This is a genomic window from Thioalkalivibrio paradoxus ARh 1 (assembly GCF_000227685.2).
GTDB classification, from domain to species: Bacteria; Pseudomonadota; Gammaproteobacteria; order Ectothiorhodospirales; family Ectothiorhodospiraceae; genus Thioalkalivibrio; species Thioalkalivibrio paradoxus.
The window spans coordinates 3639898-3664022 of sequence record NZ_CP007029.1; the positions used below are offsets into that span (position 1 = coordinate 3639898).

A 24125-nucleotide genomic window follows, 5' to 3' on the forward strand; every position below is an offset into this window, starting at 1 on the left:
GCCTGGGCCGGGCGCGTCATGCCACATCCTCCGGACCCGCGGTGGGTGCCGGCGCGGGCCGTGCCGCCGCATGCTCGGATGCCGGCCCGGCATCCGGCAGCCCCTCGCGCATCAGCGGATCGAGCGCCGTGCGCAGGTTGCGGAACAGGCGCGGGTGCTGCGCCTCCTCGCGCGCCAGCAGCGCCTTCATGTGCTCGCGCTGGGTCGGCATCGCGAAGCAGGCGGGACAGTTGTCGGCGATCACCGGCAACTCCGCGGTCCGGGCGAAATCGCGCGTCTGGCGCTCGCGCACGTAGACCAGGGGCCGGATCACCCGCAGGTCACCCGCGTCGATTCGGTAATGCGCCTTCATCGTACGCAACTGCCCGCCGTGAAACGCGCTCATCAGGAAGCTCTCGGCAAGGTCGTCCAGGTGCTGGCCGAGCGCCAGCACGTTGTAGCCACGCTCGCGCGCGGTGCGATACATCAGGCCGCGTTTCATGCGCGCACAGAACGCGCAGAACGAATCCTTGCCCATGTGCCGGCCAGCCAACTCCGCAATCGGTTCGGACACGAAGACATACGGGATGCCGAAACCCCCGAGGTAGTCGCGCAGCCGCCCGGGTTCGAACCCCGGGATCTCGGGATCGATGGTGACCGCACCGACCTCGAACCGCACGGGCGCCCGGCGGGCCAGATCGTGCAGCAGCCACAGCAGCGTCAGGGAATCCTTCCCGCCGGACAGGCCGACCAGGATCCGGTCGCCCGAACGAATCATGGCGAAATCGGCGATCGCCCTGCCGGCCAGGCGGCGGATCGTGGCGGGTACGGTGGGCGTGTTCATCGCCCGCGAACATACCCGGAAACCCGGGGCCGCCGCCAGCCGCCCGCACCGCATGCAGGAAAGTCGGGGCACCGGCGCCCATCCCCACTCCCCATCCCCCCCACTCCCCATCGAAGATCCCCGCCAGGACCAGCAGGGCAATTCAGCGTCTTACGCCGCTGCTGCTACACTGTGCGCCGAACCGACTCCGGTACTTTCTGGCATCCATTTTTCGGCACCATGCGCAATCTCTTCGACGTGATCGTGATCGGCGGCGGCCACGCCGGCACCGAAGCCGCGCTGGCGGCCGCGCGCACCGGTGCGTGCACGCTGCTGCTGACCCACAACATCGAGACCATCGGCCAGATGAGCTGCAACCCGGCGATCGGCGGGATCGGCAAGGGGCACCTGGTGCGCGAGATCGATGCCCTCGGCGGCGCAATGGCCGAGGCCGCGGACCGCGCAGGGATCCATTTCCGGGTACTGAACCGGCGCAAGGGGCCGGCGGTGCGCGCAACCCGGGCGCAGGCCGACCGCCAGCGCTACCGGCAGGCGATCCGGCGGATCGTCGACGGCCAGCCGAACCTGCGCATCTTCCAGCAGGCGGTTGCCGACATCCGCATGCAGGGCGAACGCGCGACCAGCGTGGTCACCGAGGCGGGCCTGACCTTCGAGGCAAGAACGGTCGTATTGACCGTCGGCACCTTCCTGAACGGCCGGATCCACATCGGCGCCGAGCAGCACCCCGGCGGTCGTGCCGGCGACCCTCCGAGTGTCAGGCTCGCGGCGCGGCTGCGCGAGATGGCGTTCGCGGTCGGCCGGCTGAAGACCGGGACACCGCCGCGGGTCGACGGACGCACGGTGGACTTTTCCGCGCTCGAGCCGCAGCCGGGCGACGACCCCCGGCCGGTGTTCTCGTTCCTCGGCGACCGCGGCCAGCACCCGATGCAGCGGCTGTGCCACATCGCGCGCACCACCGAGCGCACGCACGACCTGATCCGCGCCAACCTGCACCAGGCCCCGATGTACACCGGCCAGATCGAGGGCACCGGCCCTCGCTACTGCCCGTCGATCGAGGACAAGGTCGTGCGCTTCGCCGACAAGACGAGTCACCAGGTGTTCGTGGAACCCGAGGGCCTCGATACCGAGGAGCTGTACCCGAACGGGATTTCCACCAGCCTGCCCTATGCGGTGCAACTCCAGGTGGTGCAAAGCCTGCCGGGATTCGCCGACGCCCACCTGACCCGCCCGGGCTACGCGATCGAATACGACTATTTCGACCCGCGCGGCCTGCTGCCGTCGCTGGCCACACGCGCCGTCTCGAACCTGTTCTTCGCTGGGCAGATCAACGGCACCACCGGATACGAGGAGGCCGCGGCGCAGGGCCTGATCGCCGGACTGAACGCGGCACGCTGCGCGCGCGACGAGCCGCCGTGGACGCCCGGCCGCGCCGACGGCTACATCGGCGTGCTGATCGACGACCTGGTGACCCGGGGCACCAACGAGCCGTACCGGATGTTCACCTCGCGCGCCGAGTACCGGCTGCTGCTGCGCGAGGACAACGCCGATTTGCGCCTGACGCCGCGCGGGCGCGAACTGGGCCTGGTCGACGATCGCCGCTGGCACGCGTTCGGCGAACGGGCGCGGGCGATCGAGGCGGAACAGGCGCGTCTGTCCTCGCTGCGCGTCGACCGCGCGCGGCGCGACGATGCGGAGCTGGCCGAGTATCTGGGCGGACGCCCCGAGGATGCGACGCTGATGGATCTGCTGCGCCGGCCGCAAGTGGACTACCAGGGCCTGCTCGCGCGGCTTCCGGAACTCGCGGTGGACCTCCCCGAGTCGGTCGCCGACCAGGTCGAGATCCAGGCCAAGTACGCGGGCTACATCGAGCGCCAGATGGACGAGATTCGGCGGCAGGATCGCTTCGAGACCACCGCGCTGCCGGCGGATCTCGACTACGAGCGCGTCCACGGGCTGTCCGCCGAGATCCGGCAGACGCTGACCCGATTCCGACCGCACACGCTGGGTCAGGCCCAGCGCATTCCCGGGGTCACGCCGGCGGCGCTGTCGGCGCTGGCCGTTCATCTGAAGCAGCGCGCCGCCCGTGCCTGAACAGCCTGCCGCGGCGCTGACCGCGGCCTGTGCGGCCCGCGGCCTCGACCCGGCGTGGATCCCGGGTGTGGTGCGCTATCTCGAGCTGCTCGAGCGCTGGAACCGGGTCCACAACCTGACCGCCGTCCGGGGCGCACAGGCCATGCTCGACCGTCACGTGCTCGACAGCCTGACCCTGCTGCCGTGGCTGCACGGCGACCGGGTGTTGGACGTCGGCAGCGGCGCCGGGCTTCCGGGCCTGGTGCTGGCGCTGGCCGACCCGGAACGGGAGTACCTGCTGGTGGACTCGGCGGCAAAGCGCGTGCGCTTCCTGCGGGCGGCGATCGCGGAACTGGCGCTGTCACGCGTCACCGCGCTGCACACGCGCATCGAGGACCTGCGGCCGGAGCACGGTTTTGCTACCGTGGTGTCGCGGGCTTTCGCCGCGCCCCCGGAGTTCGTGCGCCGGGCCGGGCATTGCGTGGCACCGGGCGGCCGGCTGCTGGCGATGCTTGGCCAGCCCGGGGCCGCGCAGGCCGCCCTGCCCGGAGGGTGGTCGTATCGCAACATCGTACCGGTTAGCATTCCCGGGTCACCGGCCAGCCGGCACATCGCCATCATCGAGAGAGAAAGCGCGTGACTCAGACCTTGGCCATCACGAACCAGAAGGGCGGGGTCGGCAAGACCACCACCTGCGTGAATCTGGCCGCATCGCTGGTGCGGCTCGGGCGGCGGGTGCTGGTGATCGACCTGGACCCCCAGGGAAACGCGACCACCGGCAGCGGCCACGACAAGCACGGCCAGGGCCCGACGAGCTGCGAGCTGCTGCTGGGCGAAGAAAGGCTCGCCGGCTGCGTGCGCCGGGTCGATTCGGGGTTCGACCTGGTGCCGGCCAACGGCGACCTGACCCTGGCCGAGGTCCGGCTGATGACGATGGAGCGCCGCGAGTTCCGGCTGCGCGAAATGCTCCAGAGCGCGAGTTCCGACTACCACCACGTGCTGATCGACTGCCCGCCGTCGCTGAACCTGCTGACGGTGAACGCGCTGGTCGCAGCCGACGGCGTGCTGATCCCGATGCAGTGCGAGTACTACGCGCTGGAAGGACTGACCGCGCTGATGGGCACGATCGAGAGCATCCAGCGCGGACCCAACCCGCGGCTGCGCATCGCCGGACTGCTACGGACGATGTTCGATCCGCGCAACCGGCTGTCCGGCGAGGTCTCCGATCAGCTGCTGGGGCACTTCGGCGAGCGCGTGTTCCGGACCATCGTGCCGCGCAACGTACGCCTGGCCGAGGCGCCGAGCTTCGGCCAGCCGGCCTTGCTGTATGATGCCAGCTCGCGCGGGGCGGTGGCCTACCTGGCGCTGGCCGGAGAAATGCTACGCCGTCCCGCGAGCGGAGGCCCCTCGCCCGCCGGGATCTGACCGCCCCCCGCGGACGCGCTGGGAGAAAGGTTCATCTGGGCGGAACGAACGCACCACCTGTCGGGAACAGACACGATGGTCAAACGCAGAAGTGGTCTCGGACGAGGGCTCGAAGCCCTGCTCAGCGGCAACGAACGCCCGGAGCCGGATCAGGACCGGCTGGAACACCTGCCGATCGAGCAGGTTCGCAGAGGCCGGTACCAGCCCCGGGTGCACATGGCGCCCGAGGCACTCGAGGAACTCGCGACCTCGATCCGCTCCCAGGGAATCGTACAGCCGATCGTGGTGCGCCGGATCGGCGACGGCTACGAACTGATCGCCGGCGAACGCCGCTGGCGCGCGGCCCAGATAGCCGGACTCGAAACCATCCCGGCGGTCGTGCGCGACATCCCGGACCAGGCCGCGGCGGCGATGGCGCTGATCGAGAACATCCAGCGCGAGAACCTGAACCCGCTGGAAGAGGCCGAGGCGATCCGCCGGCTGATCGGCGAGTTCGAGATGACGCACCAGACCGCGGCCGACGCGGTCGGCCGTTCCCGCACCGCGGTCACGAATCTGCTGCGGCTGCTCGAACTGCACGATACGGTGAAGGAGCGGGTCAGCCGGCGCGAACTGGAGATGGGCCACGCCCGTTGCCTGCTCGCGCTGCCCACGGAACGGCAGCCGCATGCGGCGGAATTGATCGTGAAGCGCCAGCTGTCGGTGCGCGAATCCGAGCGACTGGTGCGCCGCCTGCTGGCCGAACCCGCGACGCTGGCCCCGGCACCGCGCCCACTGCCGGAGGTGCGCCAACTGGAGACCCGGCTGTCGGACACCCTCGGGGCCGCAGTGCAGGTGCGCTACAACCGGGCAGGCAAGGGACGCCTGGTGATCGAGTACAACAGCCTGGACGAACTCGATGGCATCCTCGCCCATATTCATTGATTCGGCATGCCCCCCATGGGTGGTGCCCAGCGCCGGGGTTGGCGGAGATCTCGCTCTGCCAGCTTCATGGGCACCCGACCATGTCCGCTCCTCCGGAGCAAGTATTCCGGGGGGGTCCTGCCCCCGAAGCCTGAGGGGTGTTGGCGGGGGGGCGTTTCCGGACTCGCTCGAGCCTTCCCTGGGCGCTCTGCGGCGGCCATCCATGGCCGCCGACGGTCCGGAAACGCCCCCCCGCCAACACCCCGCCCCCGGGCGCTCCGGGTTTGACCTGATCATTAGGCCACTCTTATACTTCGCGCACTTTCTCGGGGAGGGGCGCGCCCTTGGCCGCGTCCGTTACATGACGCCAAAGACCGCCACGCCCGCAGTGCAGTCGTTCGGATTGCAGCTCGCGTTGACGCTGATCGTCTCGGCCGCCCTCCTTCCGCTCGGCACTGGCCCGGCCTTCGCGGCGCTGTTGGGCGGGATCATTGCAGCCGCGGGCAACCTGCTCGTGATCGCGCTGGTGTTCCGACGCTATCGGGCGGCAGAGCCAGGAAGCCTGGCAACCCGTATGATGGGTGCCGAACTGGCGCGGCTCGGGCTGGTCGCAGCCGGATTCGGCCTCGTGTTCGCCAACGTGAAGGATCCGGCGGTGTTCGCGCTGTTCGGCACCTTCCTGGCGGTGCACCTTGTGCCGGTGTGGTGGATGCACCGGGTTTCTGCTCAAGCAATGAAGAGATAACCGCATGGCTTCAGGAAGCGAACTGCCCACCATGGAAGAGCACATCGCTCACCATCTGTCCAATCTCACCTTCGGTTACCATCCCGAGACGGGGCTGGGCTTCGCGATGACCAGTGCCGAAGCCGACGCGATGGGGTTCTGGGCCATCCACGTCGACTCGATGCTCTGGTCGATCGGCCTCGGCTTGCTGTTCATCCTGGCGTTCCGCGCCGCCGCCAAGCGGGCCACTGCCGGCGTGCCCGGCGGCTGGCAGAATTTCGTCGAGTGGATCGTCGAGTTCGTCGACGAGAACGTCCGCGGCTCGTTCAAGCACAAGAACGACATGGTCGCGCCACTGGCGCTGACGATCTTCATCTGGGTCTTCCTGCTGAACCTGATGGACCTGGTGCCGGTGGACCTGGTCCCGCACCTCGCCTACCTGGCCGGCGTGCCGTACATGAAGATCGTGCCGACCACCGACGTGAACGTGACCGTCGGCCTCGCGCTCGGCGTGTTCATCCTGATCCTGTACTACAGCCTGAAGATCAAGGGCCCGGTCGGCTTCATCAAGGAACTCACGGGGATCCCGTTTCAGACCAAGATCACCGTGATCAAGCCGATCTTCTGGGTGATCAACTTCGTGCTCGAGACGATCAACCTGATCGCGAAGCCGGTCTCTCTCGCACTGCGACTCTTCGGAAACCTCTACGCCGCGGAAATGATCTTCATCCTGATCGGCGTGATGTATTCCGCCGGCCTCGTGCTGGGACTGGTCGGCGGCGTGCTGCACGTCGGCTGGGCGATCTTCCACATTCTCGTCGTGCCGCTGCAGGCCTTCATCTTCATGGTGCTGACGGTCGTCTACATCGACATGGCGTACAGCGAAGACCACTAGGGTTCGCTATCTTCTCAACCCAACTGACCGATTCAAAAACTCGACTGGAGATACATCGATGGAAATGGCAAACGCTCTGATCGTCCTGGCTGGCTCCCTGCTTCTGGGTCTGGCCGCCGTCGGCGCCGCGATCGGCGTGGGAACCCTTGGCGGCCGCTTTCTCGAAGGCGCCGCGCGCCAGCCCGAACTGATCCCGATGCTGCGCACCCAGTTCTTCATCGTGATGGGTCTGACCGACGCGGTCCCGATGATCGGCGTCGGTATCGGCCTGTACGTGCTGTTCGCCCTGGGCGGCTGAGGCTGAGCGAGTCCCGCGGACCCCTCACCACTCGTCAACCGAGGTACCAGGATGAACATCAATCTGACCATCATCGGCCAGTTGCTGGCATTCAGCGTATTCGTATGGTTCACCATGCGTTTCGTCTGGCCGCCGCTGTCCGGTGCTCTGGAGACGCGGCGCAAGAAGATCGCCGACGGCCTCGCTGCCGCCGAGCGGGGCCAGAACGAGCAACGTCTCGCCGAGGAACGGGCGAAGGACGTGATCAAGCAGGCCAAGCAGCAGGCCAACGAGATCCTCGCCGCCGCACAGAAGCGTGCCAACGAGGTGGTCGAAGAAAGCAAGACCACGGCCCGCGAGGAAGGCGAGCGCATCAAGGAAGCCGCCCAGGCCGACATTGAGCAGGAACTGAACCGGGCACGCGAGGAACTCCGCAAGCAGCTGTCCAGGCTGGTGGTGCAGGGCGCCGAACAGATCCTGGCCAAGGAGATCGACGCGAAGGCGCACGGCAACCTGCTGAAAGATCTGGCTTCACGGCTGTAAGGAGCCCCCATGTCCGACATGACTCCGGTCGCCCGCCCCTACGCTCGCGCGGCCTTCGAACTGGCGCAGTCGCAAGACGCGCTGCAGATCTGGGACGACGAACTCTCGCTGCTCGCGGCGATCGCCACCGACGACCGCGTGCGCGCCGTGCTTGCCGACCCGCGGGTCGAGCGAAACGCCAAGGCGAAGCTGATGCTGGACATCGCGGAAGGGGAGCTCAGCCCCGAGGTCCAGAACTTTCTGCGGCTGCTGGCCGAGCGCGGCCGGCTGTCCGCGTTGCCGTCGGTGCAGGCACAGTTCGCTGCGCTGAAGGCGGAAACCGAAAAGAAGGTCGTTGCGCAGGTCGTGTCCTACCGCAAGGTGACCCAGGCCCAGGAAAAACAGATTCTCGACGCGCTGCGTCAGCGTCTGGGCTGCGAGGTCGAACTGGATTGCTCGGTCGATGAATCCCTGCTCGGCGGCGTCGTGATCCGCGCCGGAGACCTGGTCATCGACGGGTCGGTGCGGGGCAAGCTGAACCGCATGGCCGCCCATTTGAGTCGCTAAGAGGATTTCATTCATGCAACTGAACCCTTCCGAGATCAGTGATCTCATCAAACAGCGCATCGAAAAGTTCGAGGTCAGCGAAGAGGCCCGGAACGAGGGGACCGTGGTCAGCCTGACCGACGGCATCTGCCGCATCCACGGCCTCAGCGACGTGATGCAGGGGGAAATGATCGAATTCCCCGGCGACACCTACGGCATGGCGCTGAACCTCGAGCGCGACTCGGTCGGCGCGGTGGTCCTCGGCGACTACAAGAACATCAGCGAAGGCGACACGGTGCGCTGCACCGGGCGCATCCTCGAAGTGCCGGTCGGCGCCGGCCTGCTCGGCCGCGTGGTCGACGCACTCGGGCGGCCGATCGATGGCAAGGGCCCGGTCGCGACCGACATGACCACGCCGATCGAAAAGATCGCGCCGGGCGTAATCGAGCGCCAGTCGGTTTCGCAGCCGCTGCAGACCGGTCTGAAGGCGATCGACTCGATGGTGCCGATCGGCCGCGGCCAGCGCGAACTGATCATCGGCGACCGCCAGACCGGCAAGACCGCGGTGGCCGTGGACGCGATCATCAACCAGATCGGCTCGGGCGTGAAGTGCATTTACGTCGCGGTGGGCCAGAAGGCCTCGTCGGTCGCGAACGTCGTGCGCCGGCTCGAGGACGCGGGGGCGATGGAGCACACCATCATCGTCGCGGCCAACGCTTCCGAATCGGCCGCGATGCAGTTCATCGCGCCCTACTCCGGCTGTTCGATGGGCGAGTACTTCCGCGACCGCGGCGAAGACGCACTGATCATCTACGACGACCTGACCAAGCAGGCCTGGGCCTACCGCCAGGTGTCGCTGCTGCTGCGCCGCCCGCCCGGCCGCGAGGCGTATCCCGGCGACGTGTTCTACCTTCATTCGCGGTTGCTGGAGCGCGCATCGCGCGTGAATGCCGAATACGTCGAGCAGTTCACCAACGGCGAAGTCACCGGCCGCACCGGCTCGCTGACCGCGCTGCCGATCATCGAGACCCAGGCCGGTGACGTGTCGGCGTTCGTTCCGACCAACGTGATCTCGATCACCGACGGGCAGATCTTCCTGGAAACCGACCTGTTCAACGCCGGCATCCGGCCCGCGATCAACGCCGGTCTGTCGGTATCGCGCGTGGGCGGTGCCGCCCAGACCAAGATCATCAAGAAGCTCGGCGGCGGCGTGCGCCTGGCGCTGGCGCAGTACCGCGAACTCGCCGCGTTCTCGCAGTTCGCGTCCGATCTCGACGAACTGACCCGCAAGCAGCTCGACCGCGGCAAGCGGGTGACCGAACTGATGAAACAGGGGCAGTTCTCGCCGCTGTCGATCGCGGAGATGGCGTTCTCGCTGTTCGCTGCCAACGAGGGCTTCCTCGACGACGTCGAGGCCGACCAGATCGTGCGCTTCGAGAAGGCATTGCTCGACTACATCCGCTCCTCGCAGAAAGCGCTGCTGGACACGATCAACGAGTCCGGCGATTACAACGCGGAGATCGAATCGGGGATGCGCAAGGCCCTGGAAGAGTTCAAGGCCAAACACAGCTGGTAACGGGGGCACGCAATGGCGGGCACAAAGGAAATCCGGTCGCAGATCAAGAGTATCAAGAGTACTCAGAAGATCACCAAGGCGATGGAAATGGTCGCCGCGTCGAAGATGCGGCGGGCCCAGGAGCGGATGGAAGAATCGCGCCCCTACGCCCGAAAGATCCACAGCGTGATCGGACACGTCGCGATGGCGAACGCCGAGTACCGGCATCCGTTCATGATGGAACGCGAGGTCAAGCGGGTCGCGATGATCATCGTCTCGACCGACCGCGGGCTCTGCGGCGGCCTGAACGTGAATCTGTTCAAGAAAGCCGTCACGGAGATGCGGCACTACCGCGAGCAGGGGATCGAGGTCGACCTGTGCCTGTTCGGCAACAAGGCGCTCGGTTTCTTCAAGCGCCTGGGCGGCAACATCATCGCCGAGGCCACCCATCTCGGCGACCGGCCGCGGCTGACCGACCTGATCGGCGGCATCAAGGTCGTGCTCGACCGTTTCCGCGAGGGCCAGATCGACCGTGTGCTGCTGGTCGAGAACAAGTTCGTGAACACGATGACGCAGAAGCCGGTCGTGTCGCAGATGCTGCCGACCGCGCCCAGCGACGAGCGCGAGCTGAAGCACCATTGGGACTACATCTACGAGCCCGACACGCACCCGGTGCTCGACACGCTGCTCGAACGCTACGTCGAGTCGATGATTTACCAGGCAGTGGTCGAGAACGTGGCCTGCGAGATGGCCGCGCGCATGGTGGCGATGAAGTCGGCCTCGGACAATGCCGGCTCGCTGATCAAGGAGCTGCAGCTGATCTACAACAAGGCCCGCCAGGCGGCGATCACGCAGGAGATCTCGGAGATCGTCGGCGGCGCCGCTGCCGTGTAGAACGCGCCACTCCCGCGCTGTCCGTCGGCCTCGCGCCCAGACAAGAATTTGCGACTTAGAGGAATGAACACATGAGTTCTGGAAAGATTGTCGAAATCATCGGCGCGGTGGTCGACGTGGAGTTTCCGCGCAACGCTGTTCCGAGGGTCTACGAGGCTTTGCGCCTGAAGGACCTCGACCTGACGCTCGAGGTGCAGCAGCAGCTCGGCGACGGCGTCGTGCGCACCATCGCGATGGGCAGCACCGACGGACTGAAGCGCCAGACCGAGGTCGTCGCCACCGGCAACGCGATCCAGGTGCCGGTCGGCACCGCGACGCTGGGCCGGGTGATGGACGTACTCGGAAGGCCGGTCGACAACGCCGGTCCGGTCGAGGCGCCCGAGCACTGGTCGATCCACCGCGCCGCTCCCAGCTTCGACGAACAGGCGGGTTCGACCGAACTGCTCGAGACCGGCATCAAGGTGATCGACCTGCTCTGCCCGTTCGCGAAAGGTGGCAAGGTCGGCCTGTTCGGCGGCGCCGGGGTCGGCAAGACCGTGAACATGATGGAGCTGATCCGCAACATCGCGATCGAGCACAGCGGCTACTCGGTGTTCGCGGGCGTCGGCGAGCGGACCCGCGAGGGCAACGACTTCTACCACGAAATGAAGGAGTCGAACGTTCTCGACAAGGTCGCGCTGGTCTACGGCCAGATGAATGAGCCGCCGGGCAACCGCCTGCGCGTCGCGCTCACCGGCCTGACGATGGCCGAGTTCTTCCGCGACGAAGGCCGCGACGTGCTGATGTTCATCGACAACATCTACCGCTACACGCTGGCCGGAACCGAGGTGTCGGCGCTGCTCGGACGTATGCCGTCGGCGGTGGGCTACCAGCCGACGCTGGCCGAGGAAATGGGTGTGCTGCAGGAACGCATCACCTCGACCCAGAAGGGCTCGATCACGTCGATCCAGGCGGTCTACGTGCCGGCGGACGACTTGACCGACCCGTCGCCGGCGACGACCTTCGCGCACCTCGACGCGACCGTCGTGCTGTCGCGCCAGATCGCCGAGCTCGGGATCTATCCGGCGGTGGACCCGCTCGACTCGACCAGCCGCCAGCTCGATCCCAACATCATCGGGCACGAGCACTACGATACCGCGCGCGCGGTGCAGAACACGCTGCAGCGCTACAAGGAACTGAAGGACATCATCGCGATCCTCGGGATGGACGAACTGTCCGAGGACGACAAGCTGCTGGTGGCCCGGGCGCGCAAGATCCAGCGCTTCCTGTCGCAGCCGTTCTTCGTCGCCGAGGTGTTCACCGGTTCCGCGGGCAAGTACGTGTCGCTGAAGGACACGATCCGCGGCTTCAACGCGATCGTCTCCGGCGAATACGACCACCTGCCGGAGCAGGCGTTCTACATGGTCGGATCGATCGAGGAAGCCGCCGAGAAGGCCGAGAAACTCAAGTGAGGACTCTCGCCTACCGCGCCACGGCCCCAGCGAAGCATGACGCGCCGGCATGCGCTGCGCGCGGCCTTCACGTCAAGGAGCGTTCCCCATGGCCATGACCATCCATGTCGACGTCGTCAGCGCCGAGGAGTCGATCTACTCCGGCGAGGCCTACATGATCGCGGCCCCCACCGAACTCGGCGAGATCGGCGTCTATCCCCGCCACACGCAGCTGCTCGCCCGGCTGAAACCCGGGGAACTGCGCATCCGCGAGAGCGAGCAGGGCGAGCCGCAGCATGTGTTCGTGTCCGGCGGGATCATCGAAGTGCAACCGCATGTGGTCACCGTGCTCGCGGACACCGCGATCCGGGCCAAGGATCTCGACGAGGCCGAAGCGCTGGAGGCCAAGCGCCGGGCCGAGGACGCGCTGGCGCATTCCAAGGCCGAGTTCGACTACGCAAAGGCGCAGGCCGAACTCGTCGAGGCGGCGGCACGCCTGCAAATGATCCAGAAGCTGCGCCGTTCCAGCTGATCGTGGCCGTGCCGTTCCGGAACGGGACCCGGCTCCGCCCGCGGGCGGTCCGGGCAAGGCCTGAATGACGCCATGACGCGACCGCTGCACGTGGTGGTACTGGCCGCCGGCAAGGGCACGCGCATGCGCTCCAGACGGCCCAAGGTGCTGCAGCCGCTCGGCGGCCTGCCGCTGATCCGCCATGTCCTCGAGCGCGCACGCGCGCTTTCCCCGGACGCGATCACCGTGGTGGTCGGGCACGAAGCGGCGCAGGTCCGGAACGCCGCCGGGGCCGAGGACATCCGCTTCGTCGAGCAGCGCGAGCAGAAAGGCACTGGCCACGCGGTGCATCTCGCGCTCGCCGGCCAGGATCCGGATTCCCGCGTGCTGGTGCTCTACGGCGACGTCCCGCTGGCGCCCCGCGCCGATCTCGACGCCTGCCTGGCCGCCAATGCCCCGCTGGCAGTGCTGGGAGCCGAGATCGCCGACCCCACCGGCTACGGCCGGCTGATCGAACAGCCGCCGGGCCATCTCGACCGCATCGTCGAGGAACGGGACGCCGATCCGGCGACGCGGTCGATCAGCCGGATCAATACCGGGATCCTCTGCGCCGGCGCGCGCGATCTGCTGCGCTGGCTCGCGGCCGGCGAGGCCGCGGCGGAACAACGCCGCGGCGAGTGGTACCTGACCGATGTCGTGGCCGAGGCCCGCGGCGAGGACTGCCCGGTTGCGCTGCTGATGAGCAGCCGGCCCGAGGCGGTGCTCGGAATCAACGACCGGGTACAGCTCGCGGCCCAGGAACGGCTGCTGCAACGGGATCGCGCCGAACGCTGCATGCGCGACGGGCTGCGGCTCGGCGACCCGGCCCGTTTCGACCTGCGCGGCTCGCTGGCATCCGGCAGCGACTGTTTCATCGACGTCAACGTGATCATCGAGGGCGACGTGCGCCTGGGCGACGCGGTGACCATCGGCCCGGGCTGCCGGCTGCGGAACGTGACCGTCGGCGACGGCGCGGTGATCGACGCCCACTCGCTGCTGGAATCCTGTAGCGTCGGTCCGGACTGTCACGTGGGGCCGTTCGCGCGCCTGCGCCCCGGCGCCCGTCTCGACGCGGGGGCCCGGGTCGGCAATTTCGTCGAAATGAAGAACGCTCTGCTCGGCCCCGGCGCGAAGGCGAACCACCTCAGCTATCTCGGAGACGCGTCGGTCGGCGCACGCGCCAACATCGGTGCGGGCACGATCACCTGCAACTACGACGGTGCGAACAAACACCGAACCGATATCGGCGCCGACGCGTTCATCGGCTCGAACTCGGCGCTGGTCGCACCCGTTCGCGTCGGGGCCGGCGCCACCGTGGGCGCGGGCACGGTGCTGACCCGGGACGCCCCGCCCGAACAATTGACCCTCGCCCGCGCACCACAGCGAACGCTGGAAGGCTGGCGCCGCCCCGTCAAGCGCCCGCGCGCGCCCGAAAACGACTAGACTCCGCGCCATGTGTGGAATCGTTGCCGGCATCGCCGAGCGAAACATCGTCCCGATCCTGATCGAGGGTCTGCGCAACCTCGAGTACCGAGGCTACGATTCGGCGGGCATCGCGGTACTCGCCGATGGCGACCTGCTGCGCGAACGCACGCTGGGCAAGGTCGCAACGCTTGCGGACGCGGTCGAGCGGAGCGCACTGAAGGGCACCGCCGGCATCGCGCATACCCGCTGGGCCACGCATGGCGCGCCGAGTTCGGGCAACGCCCACCCTCACGTGTCGGCGGACCGAATTGCGGTGGTCCACAACGGGATCATCGAGAACCACGGCGAGCTGCGCGCCGGTCTGGAGGCGCGCGGCCACCGCTTCACCTCCGAGACCGATACCGAGGTGATCGCCCATCTGATTTGCGAGGAACTCGGCAACGGCAGCGGCGACCTGCTCACGGCGCTGCGCGCGGCGGCCCGCCGGCTCCACGGGGCCTATGCCATCGCCGCGATCGACCGGGACGCTCCCCAGCGCATCGTGCTCGCGCGCGAGGGCAGCCCGCTGGTGATCGGTCTTGGCATCGGGGAAAACTTCGCCGCCTCCGACATCCAGGCATTGCTTCCGGTCACGCAGCGCTTCGTCGATCTGGAGGACGGCGATTTCGCGGTGCTGGAGCGCATCGCGATCACCGTGGTCGATGCGGATGGCCATCCGGTCCACCGACCGGTGCGCGAGAGCAGCCGGGAGGCGCTGGCGGCCGACCGCGGCGGCTACCGGCACTTCATGCTGAAGGAGATCCATGAGCAGCCGGAGGCCGTTGCCGCGACGCTCGAGGGGCGCATCGGCACGCAGACGCTGCTGCCGAACCTGCTCGGACCGGACACCGCAAGCCAGCTCGCGGCGGTGCAGGCGGTGCAGATCGTCGCCTGCGGCACCAGCTATCATGCCGGCCTGGTGGCACGCTACTGGCTCGAGGCCGCGCTGGGGCTGCCGTGCCAGGTCGAAGTGGCCAGCGAGTTCCGGTACCGGCCGCATGTGGTGCAACCGGGGACGCTGCTGGTGGTGATCTCCCAGTCCGGCGAAACCGCCGATACCCTCGCGGTGCTGAAGCAGTCCCGGCAGGAGGCGTTCTGTGCCCGGCTGGCGATCTGCAACGTGCCGGAGAGCGCGATGGTGCGCAACGCCGACCTGGTGCTGATGACCCACGCCGGACCGGAGATCGGTGTGGCATCGACCAAGGCCTTCACCACCCAGCTGGTGGCGCTGGCCCTGCTCGTCCTGCTGCTGGCCGAACACGCGCCCGGCGCCCGCATGGACGTCGCGACCCGCGCCCAGTGGGTGCAGGCGCTGCGCGCGCTGCCCGAGCAGATCCGGCAGGTGCTCGCGATGGATGCCGCGGTGGCGGAGGTGGCCGAACAGCTGGTCGAGCGACAGCATGCGCTGTTCCTCGGCCGCGGGCAGCACTTTCCGATCGCGCTGGAGGGCGCGCTGAAGCTGAAGGAGATCTCCTACATTCACGCAGAGGCCTATCCCTCGGGCGAGTTGAAGCACGGGCCGCTGGCATTGGTCGACGCCGACATGCCGGTGGTGGCCGTGGCCCCGAACGACCCGCAGCTCGAGAAACTGGCGAGCAACCTGCAGGAGGTGCGCGCGCGCGGCGGGGAACTGATCGTGTTCGCCGACGACGAAACCTCGCAGGCGCTCGGCAGCGCAGACACCTGGATCGGGCTGCCCGGCCGCAATTCGTTCCCCTGGCTCGCCCCGGTGCTGTTCACCGTGCCGCTGCAGCTGCTCGCCTACCACACCGCGGTGCTGAAAGGCACCGATGTCGACCAGCCGCGCAACCTCGCCAAGTCCGTCACCGTCGAGTAGCCAGGGAGCGACGTCCTCGATGGCCCCGGAAACGCCACGCCGCTGGTCACAAAGGGTCACCGAACACAGCGATGCGCTCGACCTCGAGGCCGGGGTCTTCACCCTCGACGATCCGCGGCAGATCGCGCTGTCCCTGAAGCGGTCGGCCGACCGCAGCGCGCGCCGCAAGACCGACCCGTTCCGGTCCGCGATGTCGATGCTCAACTTCTACATCAACCGGGCCGGGGGCAATCTCCCCGACGCGCGGCGGGCCTGCCTGGAACGGGCCAAGGATGAGCTCCGCGCCGCCTACGGCAGGCCCCGGCGCGACCGGCCAGCGTGACACCCGGCTCCGGGGCAATCCAGTGCGCATGAACCGGCGCATCACCCATGTCGCGGGCTTCGACGATGCGCCGTTCCCGCGCGACCACCGGGGTCCCGTGCTGGTGGTCGGGACCGTTTTCGCGGGAAGTCGGCTCGAGGGCGTGCTCTCGACCCGCGTGCGCCGCGACGGGATCAACGCCACCGAGCGCCTGGCCCGGTCGCTGACGGGCTCGCGCCACTTCCCCCAGCTCCAGGCCATCCTGCTGCAAGGCATCGCGTTCGCGGGCTTCAACGTGGTCGACCTCGCGGCGCTGCACCGCGAAACCGGTCTGCCGGTGCTGGTCGTGGCACGCCGCCCGCCGGATCTTGCGGCGATCCGCCGCGCACTGCTCGAACATGTGCCCGGCGGCCTGCGCAAATGGCGGCTGATCGAGGCGGCCGGGCCGATGGAACCCATCGCGGGCGTGCAGGTGCAGCGTCAGGGGCTGGATCCCGAAGACGCCCGGATGCTGGTGGAGGCATTGCAGATTCACGGCAAATTGCCGGAACCCCTGCGCACCGCCCACCTGATCGCCGGCGGCATCGCCACCGGAGAAAGCCGGCACCGTCCGTGACCCGCGGCCGCGGTTTGGCGTGCAGGCCCGAAGGCCCTATCCTCTCGGAAGAACGCAGCGGGCCAGTGCCCAAACGCATGCCCGGCAAGAGGTACTCGGAGATGACGAACGCGATACAGGGCCGAATCGCCCGCGGCCAACGTTGGCGGCGAGGCGCAACGGCGTGGCTCCTCGCGCTCCTGCTGCTCGCAGGCGCGATCGGCAGCAACCTCGGCTGCGCACCGCGGACCGAGTTCAGGAGCGAGCGGCTCGCCTACGAACAGAACACCATCGAGATCGTGCAACGCGTCGCTCCCAGCGTCGTGTCGGTACGCGTATCGGCGCCCGGAACACCGGCCGAAGGCGAGTCGGACGGCCAGCGCGTCGCCGGCGGCAGCGGTTTCGTGGTGGACGGCGCGGGACGCATCATCACCAACTTTCACGTGGTCGCGATGGCGATCGGCGAAGGGCCGGACGACACGGTCGAACTGGCCCCCGGCGCACGCCTGAGCGTCTCCTACCTCGGCAGCCCCGAGACCGAGCATCCGGTCCGGATCCTGGGCGCAAACCCGGACGTCGACCTGGCGTTGCTGGAGCTGATCGAGCCGGACCGGGCCCCGTTCGTACCGCCGATCCCGCTGGCCGATTCCGACCGGGTGCAGGTCGGCCAGAAGGCGGTCGCGATCGGCAACCCCTTCGGGCTGCATTCCAGCGTGACCGCCGGCATCGTCTCCGCGGTCGAGCGCACCCAGCCCGGGCTGGTGGGAATCGAGATCCCGTACATCCAGACCGATGCCGCGATCAACCCCGGCAACTCGGGAGGTCCGCTGCTGAACTCGGCGGCGCAGGTCGTCGGCGTGAACAATACCATTCTGGCTCCGGCGGGGGCGTTCGCTGGCATCGGCCTGGCCGTGCCCAGCAATCTGTTGCGCGAGGCGATGGCCGAGTTGCTCGCCGGAGGGCTGTCCGGCCTTGCGGCCGCGGCCGCACAGCTTCCGGACCGCCCCCGCATCGGGCTGCAGATCGCACTGCGCGTCGCAGACTACCCGCGTGCGCTGCGGGAGCGTCTGGAACTGCCGCCCCAGGGGGTCGTGGTCACCGGGGTCGCCCGAAACGGACCGGGCGACCGCGCCGGGATCCGGGGGCCGGAAGGCGTGGTGGTCGTCGACGGGCAGCCCTTCCCGTACGGCATGGACGTGATCACCGCGATCGACGGCGAACCCGTTGCGCGCGCGATCGACGTGCAGCGCGTCGTGCTCCAGCGCGACGCCGGAGACATCGTGACCGTAACGATCTGGCGCGACGGCGAGGCGATGGATCTCGAGGTCGCGCTGGAGGTGGTCCCGCGGGAGGACGAATGAGGCCGCCGGCGGACACGCGGGAAGGCGCGTTGCAACCGGAGCGCAGCGAAGGCTACGAACGCGCGATCGACCTGCTGCGCGCCTGCGCGACGCCCGACGGCTTTCTCGCCACGCCGACCCAGCGCTCGAACTACCGGCGCATCTGGGCCCGCGATGGCGCGATCCTGGCGCTGGCAGCGCTTGGCACCGACGACGCCGAGCTGATCGCAACCGCCCGATGCACGCTGCAGGTGCTGGCAACGCACCAGGGACCGCATGGCGAGATCCCGAGCAACGTGGACCCGGCCACCGGGCGCGTCAGCTATGGCGGGACCACCGGGCGCGTCGATGCCGACCTCTGGTTCGTGATCGCCTGCGCGGAATACTGGCGCGCGACCGGCGATGGAGACTTTCTCGATCGCATGCTGCCCGCAATCGAGAAGGTGCGCTTCTTGCTCGGGGCCTGGGAATTCAACAACCGCGGGCTGCTGTACGTACCGGTGACCGGGGACTGGGCCGACGAGTATCTGCAGAGCGGCTACGTGCTCTACGACCAGTTGCTGTATCTGCAGGCCCAGCGCGGCTTCGCTGCGCTGCATGAGGCAATGCACGGGTCCGCCGACCATGCGCTGGGCGAGCGCATCGGGCGTCTCCACCATCTGATCCGCGGGAACTACTGGTTCAACGGAGACGGCACGGTGCCCGGCGACGTGTACCACGAAGTGCTGTACCGCAAGGGACTCGAGGCCGCCCCGCACTGCGCCGACTGCTATTGGATGCCGTATTTTTCGCCCAGCGGCTACGGCTACCGCTTCGACGCCTTCGCTAACCTGCTCGCGTCGCTGTTCGGCGTGGCGGACGCTGCCCAGCGCGAACGTGTCGATGCCTTCATCGCCGAGCAACTGCTGAGCGACGAGTTGCCGCTGCTGCCGGCGTTCCATCCAGTGATCGAGCCGGTCGACGAGGACTGGGAGGATCTGCAGGTGATGTTTTCCTACACGTTCAAGAACCGGCCCTACGAGTTTCACAACGGCGGCCTCTGGCCGATGCTGACCGGCTTCCATGTCGCCGACCTCGCGCACCGGGGCCACAGGCAACCGGCGCAAGACCTGCTCGCCGCGATCCACCGTGCCAACGCGCTGACCATGGACGGCGAGCCGTGGAGCTTTCCCGAATTCGTGCACGGCCGGGAGCTGACCCCCGGCGGCACGCGCCGCCAAGGCTGGAGCGCGGCGGCGGCGGTGATCGGGGAAAACGCCCTGCACGGCCGGACGCTGTTTCGGGTCACCAGCAATGCCTGATCGCGTGATCCTCTGCACCGACCTCGACCGCACGGTGATTCCCAACGGGGATCAGCCAGAGTCGCCCGAGGCCCGCCCCCGGCTGCACCGTTTTGCCGGCCGGTCCGAAACCGTGCTGGTCTACGTCAGCGGACGGGACGAGGGCCTGCTGCGCAGCGCGATCCGCGACTACACGCTGCCGGTGCCGGATTTCGCGATCGGCGATGTCGGCACGACGATCTACCGGCTCCAGGGTGAACGCTGGAGCCGGTGGCAGGCCTGGTCGGACGAAATCGCGCCGGACTGGCGGGGCTGGGAGGGGCCGGATCTGGCCGGCTGGCTCGGCGGCATCGACCGGCTGGAGTTGCAGGAACCCGAGAAGCAGAACGACTTCAAACTCAGCTATTACGCCCCCTGCGATATCCGGCCCGCACAGCTGCTGGCAGCCGTTCGCGAACGCCTGGAGCCGCGCGGCGTGCGTGCGAACCTGATCTGGAGCATCGACGAACAAGCGGGCCGCGGGTTGCTGGATATCCTGCCCGCCTCCGCGAACAAGCGCCATGCGATCGAATTCCTGATGCGCGAACAGGATTTCCCCGACCGCGCGACGGTATTCGCCGGCGACAGCGGCAACGACCTCGACGTGCTGGTCAGCGGGCTGCAGGCGGTGTTGGTGCGCAATGCGCCGGATGAAGTGCGCGAAGAGGCGGTGCGCCGCGCCGGAGAGGCCGGCCATCCGGAGCGCCTGTACGTCGCCCGCGGCGGTTTCCTCGGAATGAACGGCCATTACGCCGCCGGGGTTCTCGAGGGGGTCGCCCATTTCCTCCCGCAGACGGTCGCGTGGCTGGCCGAGCGGCCGGGAACGCGCCGCTGACGCCGAGCCCCTCGATCGCGGAGGCGCTCGCCGCGCGGGATGCGTCGCGCGGTGGGGGTTAGCGTGAAAGTCACGGCCTGTCTCGTGTCCCGGGCGACCCGTAGGGCGGAAAAGCGCAGCGTCATCCGCCGTACGGCGTTCGCAGTGCCCAGGCGCCCGCGGCAATCCGGGCGCCAGCTGGCGGATGACGGCCTTCGGCCTTTTCCGCCCTACGCCTCTTTCATCATCGGGGGTGGCCACATAGGCCGTGGAAGTTAGCGCAGCAGCGGCGCCTCGACGCGCTCGCGCAGCGCCTTGCCGCCGAGCCGCTCGATCAGCGTCAGCGCAAAATCCATCGCCACGCCGGGGCCGCGGCCGGTGACGATGTCGCCGTCGATCTCCACCGCTGCGCCCGTCGGCTGCAGCCCGCTCTCGTCGAGCGCGCCCGGGTATGCGGTGGCGCGCCGACCACCGAGGATGCCGGCGCTGGCGAGCGCCTTCGGTGCTGCACAGATCGCCGCAACCAGGCGTCCGGCATCCGCCTGCCCGCGCAGCAGCGCCTGCACCCGCGGGTCGTCCCGCAGGTGGTCGGCGCCCGGCAGCCCGCCCGGCAGCACGATCAGATCGAAGGATTGTCCGGCGAGCTCGTCCAGCGGCTGGTCCGGAACGATCACCGTGCCTCGGGAGCAGGTAACCGGCCCCGGCTCGAGCCCGGCCACCACCACGGTGAAACCGGCGCGCCGGAACAGGTCGATGAGCGTCACCGCCTCGAGTTCTTCCGCGCCGGGGGCCAGCGGCACCAGCACCCGGATCGCGTCCGGGGTCCGGGTCACGAACGCTGCCCCAGGATCGCCAGGCCCTTCAGGAGGTTCAGCGCCTCGTTCAGCGCGTAGTCGCGCTGGGCCAAGGGTTCGTCCGGATCGTCGGCATCGACCGCGTCGCGCTCGTTCGCTTCGTCGTTGCCCCGCAGGTGGCGATCGAGGTTCGCCTCGCTCACGCGCGCCGCTCCGTCATCGTTGCGTGCCACCGTCAGAGGTTCGATCTTGATGTCGGGTTCGATCCCCTCGGCCTGGATCGAGCGGCCGTCCGGCGTGTAGTAGCGCGCGGTCGTGAGCTTGATCGCGGTTTCCTGAGCCAGCGGGAGAATCGTCTGCACCGACCCCTTGCCGAAGGTCTGGACGCCCATGATCACCGCCCGCTTGTGGTCCTGCAGCGCCCCGGCGACGATCTCCGACGCCGACGCCGAACCCTCGTTCACCAGCACCACGATCGGCGCACCGGCCGCCACGTCGCCAGGCGACGCGGTGTAGCGGAACTGGGATTCCTGCAGCCGGCCCTCGGTGTACACGATCAGGCCGCTGTCGAGGAAGGCGTCGGAGACACCGACCGCCCCGTTCAGCACGCCCCCCGGATTGTTGCGCAGGTCGAGCACCAGCCCGTTCAGCGGCCCCTCCTCCTTCAGGGATTCGACCGCGCGGACCAGGTCACGCGCGGTACGCGCCTGGAAATTGGTGATCCGGACGTAGCCGAAGCCCGGTTCCAGCGTCTCCCAACGCACGCTCTGCACCCGGATCACGTCGCGGGTGATGGTGATGCGCAGCGGACCGTCGACGCCTTCGCGCATGATGGTCAGCGTAATGTCGGTGCCGCGCTCGCCGCGCATCTTGCTGACCGCGTCGGACAGCGTCATGCCCTTGACCGGGGTGTCGTCGAGGCGAATGATCAGGTCGCCCGCGCGGATGCCGGCGCGGCTGGCCGGGGTATCGTCGATCGGCGCGATCACCTTGACGAAGCCGTCTTCCATCCCGACTTCGATTCCGAGACCGCCGAACTCGCCGCTGGTGCCGACCTGCAGATCGCGGAACTCCCGCTCGTCGAGGTAGGCCGAATGCGGGTCCAGCCCGGACAGCATCCCCTTGATCGCGTTGTCCAGGAGTTCCCGGTCGTCGACCTCGGAGACATAGTTGCGCTTGATGCGCATATACACGTCGGTGAATCGACGCAGGTCTTCCACGGGGATCTGCGCGCCAGCGCCTTCGTGGCGGTCGGCGAATACGCCGAAGGACACGCTCAGAAACAGACCCAGGATGACGCCGATCACGAGCCCGTAGCCGACGCTGAAACGCTTGTTCATACTCGAATCCCCACGCGGGAAGCCATTGATTCCGGATGTTACCACTGCCTGCACCCCTACCGACAATCGCGCGCGGGCGGCGCGGAATCGGGGTGTCGGGCGTGCTAGTTTGAGTCCCACCAGGACGCCGGGTTCAATGTCTCCCCGCGGTGGCGAAGCTCGAAATAGAGCCCCGGCGCGATCACGGCACTCGTCGCCCCTGCGCGGGCGATCACGGCGCCCCGCTCGACGACCGCCCCCTGGCGCACCAGCAGTTCCCGGTTGTTGCCGTACAGGGTGAGGTAGCCATCGCCGTGATCGAGAATCACCAGGAACCCGTACCCCCGCATCCAGTCAGCGTAGACCACCCGCCCGCGGTGCACCGCCTGTACTGGCGCGTCTTCACCCGCCTCGAACACGTCGCCGCGCCACCTCGCGTGCACGCCGCTGCCACGCGATCCGCCATAGCGATGGAGCGTCGCCCCGTCGACCGGCCGCGCCATGCTGCCCCGGCGCGCAGCGAACGAGCCATCTGCCGGCTCCGCGGCTTCCGGGCGCGACGGCGCAGGAGGTGCCGGGGGAGGGGGCGCCGCACGCATCCGCTCCAGCACCCGTTCGAGCGTCTGCGCATTGCGTTCCAGGCGAGTCAGCTCCAGCTCGGCGCGCTCTGCCTCCTGCTGCGCCCGGGCAAGCAGCGCCTGCTGCTCGGCTTCCTGGCGCTCGATCTCGCGCTGCAGGAGCTGCGCCTCGCGCTCCCGCTCGATCAAGCCGTCCCGCGCGTCGGCCAGCCGATCCCGCGCCTCGGCCAGTTCATGCAGGCGGCGATCGATTCCGGCGAGCAGCTGTTCGCGCCTGGCCTGGACCCGCGCATCGAACTCACCATGGTGCCGCGCCTCGCCTTGCTGGGGATGCCACTGGCGGTGCCGCTCGCGCAGCCACTGCCCACGCAACAGCTGCGCGGCCTGGTCCTGGGCCGCAGCGAGCTCGGCCTCCTGCTGGTCGACCCGCGCCTGCTGCCGCTCCACCTCGCGATCCTGTGCCGCGATCCTGGCGCTCAGCTCGCGGCGCTCGGAACGCAATTGCTGGTTGCGCCTGGCCACTTCCGCAACCCGCTCCTCGATGCGTTCGATCTCCCGCATCCGCTGCAGTTGCTGTCGTTCCAGCAGTTCCAGTGCCTCCCGAGTCGCCTCCAGCTCGGATTCCGTCTCGACCCCTACCAACGGGGCCGGCACCAGGATCAGCGCGAGCAGCCACCCGGCAAGGGGCTGTATCAGGGGGAATTTCCACACTCTAGCCATTGCGCTCGGGAAAACATCCGAGTACTTTTGATTGCTTATATTCTGTACGATAGCCGTATCTGCCCATGATGTTCCCAAAATACGGGTGTGTAGCCGTGGACCACGATCCGATCTGCTTCGATGAAACCCTGATGACCCAGGACGAGGACATCGAGCGCGCGTCGCGTTCGCTGAAGGCGATGTCCCATCCACTACGGCTGAAGATACTCTGCATCCTCGGGGACCGCGAGATCAGCGTCCAGGAGATCGTGGACCAGGTGGGAACCTCCCAGAGCAATATCTCCCAGCATCTTGGCATTCTCCGCGACAAGGGTATCCTTGCGACCCGAAAGGACGCGAACCGCGTCTACTACCGCGTCGGCGATGCCCGGACCCTGCGCCTGATCGGCATGATGCAGGATGTCTTTTGCCGCTCCTGACTCTGAACGGT

At 68.2% G+C, this 24125-nt stretch carries 26 protein-coding genes; 22 read left to right on the forward strand and 4 right to left on the reverse strand.

What is annotated here, in order from left to right; translation table 11 throughout:
* Positions 1 to 16 precede the first annotated feature (16 nt).
* Complete coding sequence (locus THITH_RS16450; RefSeq protein WP_025367668.1) at positions 17 to 823, reverse strand: tRNA 2-thiocytidine biosynthesis TtcA family protein; 807 nt, start codon at positions 821 to 823, stop codon at positions 17 to 19.
* 219 nt (positions 824 to 1042) lie between these two features.
* Here THITH_RS16450 and mnmG point away from each other — a divergent pair, with 219 nt between their 5' ends.
* The 21 genes from mnmG (at position 1043) to THITH_RS19500 (ending at position 20563) form a co-directional block, all read left to right on the forward strand.
* Complete coding sequence (gene mnmG / locus THITH_RS16455) at positions 1043 to 2914, forward strand: tRNA uridine-5-carboxymethylaminomethyl(34) synthesis enzyme MnmG (protein WP_006746702.1); 1872 nt, start codon at positions 1043 to 1045, stop codon at positions 2912 to 2914.
* On the forward strand, positions 2907 to 3533 hold the full coding sequence (gene rsmG / locus THITH_RS16460) for a 16S rRNA (guanine(527)-N(7))-methyltransferase RsmG (RefSeq protein WP_006746701.1): 627 nt from the start codon (positions 2907 to 2909) through the stop codon (positions 3531 to 3533). Before mnmG ends, rsmG begins: the two co-directional genes overlap by 8 nt.
* Complete coding sequence (locus THITH_RS16465; RefSeq protein WP_006746700.1) at positions 3530 to 4318, forward strand: ParA family protein; 789 nt, start codon at positions 3530 to 3532, stop codon at positions 4316 to 4318. Before rsmG ends, THITH_RS16465 begins: the two co-directional genes overlap by 4 nt.
* Before the next feature lie 75 nt (positions 4319 to 4393).
* Positions 4394 to 5242 (forward strand): ParB/RepB/Spo0J family partition protein, encoded by an 849-nt coding sequence (locus tag THITH_RS16470; RefSeq protein ID WP_006746699.1) that lies wholly within the window; start codon positions 4394 to 4396, stop codon positions 5240 to 5242.
* Positions 5243 to 5582: 340 nt separating this feature from the next.
* On the forward strand, positions 5583 to 5966 hold the full coding sequence (locus tag THITH_RS16475) for an ATP synthase subunit I (protein WP_025367669.1): 384 nt from the start codon (positions 5583 to 5585) through the stop codon (positions 5964 to 5966).
* A 31-nt stretch (positions 5967 to 5997) separates the two neighbouring features.
* Complete coding sequence (atpB, locus tag THITH_RS16480; protein ID WP_025367670.1) at positions 5998 to 6840, forward strand: F0F1 ATP synthase subunit A; 843 nt, start codon at positions 5998 to 6000, stop codon at positions 6838 to 6840.
* A 58-nt stretch (positions 6841 to 6898) separates the two neighbouring features.
* On the forward strand, positions 6899 to 7138 hold the full coding sequence (gene atpE, locus THITH_RS16485) for a F0F1 ATP synthase subunit C (RefSeq protein WP_006746696.1): 240 nt from the start codon (positions 6899 to 6901) through the stop codon (positions 7136 to 7138).
* 51 nt (positions 7139 to 7189) lie between these two features.
* The gene (locus tag THITH_RS16490; RefSeq protein WP_006746695.1) at positions 7190 to 7660 is read left to right on the forward strand and encodes a F0F1 ATP synthase subunit B; all 471 of its coding nucleotides are present in this window, start codon (positions 7190 to 7192) and stop codon (positions 7658 to 7660) included.
* 9 nt (positions 7661 to 7669) lie between these two features.
* A complete protein-coding gene (locus THITH_RS16495) occupies positions 7670 to 8206 on the forward strand; it encodes a F0F1 ATP synthase subunit delta (RefSeq protein ID WP_006746694.1) in 537 nt (178 codons plus the stop codon).
* Between the two features lie 13 nt (positions 8207 to 8219).
* Positions 8220 to 9761 (forward strand): F0F1 ATP synthase subunit alpha, encoded by a 1542-nt coding sequence (gene atpA / locus THITH_RS16500; protein ID WP_006746693.1) that lies wholly within the window; start codon positions 8220 to 8222, stop codon positions 9759 to 9761.
* 12 nt (positions 9762 to 9773) lie between these two features.
* Positions 9774 to 10634, forward strand: coding sequence for a F0F1 ATP synthase subunit gamma (gene atpG / locus THITH_RS16505; protein ID WP_006746692.1), 861 nt, complete (start codon positions 9774 to 9776; stop codon positions 10632 to 10634).
* 71 nt (positions 10635 to 10705) lie between these two features.
* Positions 10706 to 12085, forward strand: coding sequence for a F0F1 ATP synthase subunit beta (gene atpD, locus THITH_RS16510; protein WP_006746691.1), 1380 nt, complete (start codon positions 10706 to 10708; stop codon positions 12083 to 12085).
* Between the two features lie 88 nt (positions 12086 to 12173).
* Positions 12174 to 12596, forward strand: coding sequence for a F0F1 ATP synthase subunit epsilon (locus THITH_RS16515; protein ID WP_006746690.1), 423 nt, complete (start codon positions 12174 to 12176; stop codon positions 12594 to 12596).
* Between the two features lie 72 nt (positions 12597 to 12668).
* Positions 12669 to 14057, forward strand: a complete 1389-nt coding sequence (gene glmU, locus THITH_RS16520; RefSeq protein WP_006746689.1) for a bifunctional UDP-N-acetylglucosamine diphosphorylase/glucosamine-1-phosphate N-acetyltransferase GlmU — start codon at positions 12669 to 12671, stop codon at positions 14055 to 14057.
* A 10-nt stretch (positions 14058 to 14067) separates the two neighbouring features.
* Positions 14068 to 15915, forward strand: a complete 1848-nt coding sequence (gene glmS, locus THITH_RS16525; RefSeq protein ID WP_006746688.1) for a glutamine--fructose-6-phosphate transaminase (isomerizing) — start codon at positions 14068 to 14070, stop codon at positions 15913 to 15915.
* Between the two features lie 19 nt (positions 15916 to 15934).
* Positions 15935 to 16237, forward strand: a complete 303-nt coding sequence (locus THITH_RS16530; RefSeq protein ID WP_006746687.1) for a DUF3175 domain-containing protein — start codon at positions 15935 to 15937, stop codon at positions 16235 to 16237.
* 28 nt (positions 16238 to 16265) lie between these two features.
* Complete coding sequence (locus THITH_RS16535) at positions 16266 to 16832, forward strand: endonuclease dU (protein WP_025367671.1); 567 nt, start codon at positions 16266 to 16268, stop codon at positions 16830 to 16832.
* A gap of 101 nt (positions 16833 to 16933) precedes the next feature.
* Positions 16934 to 18172, forward strand: a complete 1239-nt coding sequence (locus THITH_RS16540) for a S1C family serine protease (RefSeq protein WP_006746685.1) — start codon at positions 16934 to 16936, stop codon at positions 18170 to 18172.
* On the forward strand, positions 18169 to 19452 hold the full coding sequence (locus THITH_RS16545; protein ID WP_006746684.1) for an amylo-alpha-1,6-glucosidase: 1284 nt from the start codon (positions 18169 to 18171) through the stop codon (positions 19450 to 19452). The genes THITH_RS16540 and THITH_RS16545 overlap by 4 nt, the downstream gene beginning before the upstream one ends.
* A complete protein-coding gene (locus THITH_RS16550) occupies positions 19445 to 20305 on the forward strand; it encodes an HAD-IIB family hydrolase (protein WP_006746683.1) in 861 nt (286 codons plus the stop codon). The genes THITH_RS16545 and THITH_RS16550 overlap by 8 nt, the downstream gene beginning before the upstream one ends.
* A 51-nt stretch (positions 20306 to 20356) precedes the next feature.
* Positions 20357 to 20563 carry a hypothetical protein gene (locus THITH_RS19500; RefSeq protein ID WP_084222722.1) on the forward strand — a complete coding sequence of 69 codons (207 nt, stop codon included), beginning with the start codon at positions 20357 to 20359 and terminating at the stop codon, positions 20561 to 20563.
* Here the strand turns inward: THITH_RS19500 and THITH_RS16555 are convergent.
* The 3 genes from THITH_RS16555 to THITH_RS16565 all read right to left on the reverse strand — a co-directional run bounded on the left by THITH_RS16555 (position 20560) and on the right by THITH_RS16565 (position 23695).
* Positions 20560 to 21117, reverse strand: coding sequence for a DJ-1 family glyoxalase III (locus THITH_RS16555; RefSeq protein WP_006746682.1), 558 nt, complete (start codon positions 21115 to 21117; stop codon positions 20560 to 20562). The genes THITH_RS19500 and THITH_RS16555 overlap by 4 nt on opposite strands.
* On the reverse strand, positions 21114 to 22418 hold the full coding sequence (locus THITH_RS16560) for a S41 family peptidase (protein WP_006746681.1): 1305 nt from the start codon (positions 22416 to 22418) through the stop codon (positions 21114 to 21116). Before THITH_RS16560 ends, THITH_RS16555 begins: the two co-directional genes overlap by 4 nt.
* 104 nt (positions 22419 to 22522) lie before the next feature.
* The gene (locus tag THITH_RS16565; RefSeq protein ID WP_006746680.1) at positions 22523 to 23695 is read right to left on the reverse strand and encodes a murein hydrolase activator EnvC family protein; all 1173 of its coding nucleotides are present in this window, start codon (positions 23693 to 23695) and stop codon (positions 22523 to 22525) included.
* A gap of 68 nt (positions 23696 to 23763) precedes the next feature.
* Here THITH_RS16565 and THITH_RS16570 point away from each other — a divergent pair, with 68 nt between their 5' ends.
* Positions 23764 to 24114 carry an ArsR/SmtB family transcription factor gene (locus THITH_RS16570; protein ID WP_051418857.1) on the forward strand — a complete coding sequence of 117 codons (351 nt, stop codon included), beginning with the start codon at positions 23764 to 23766 and terminating at the stop codon, positions 24112 to 24114.
* Positions 24115 to 24125: the final 11 nt, after the last annotated feature.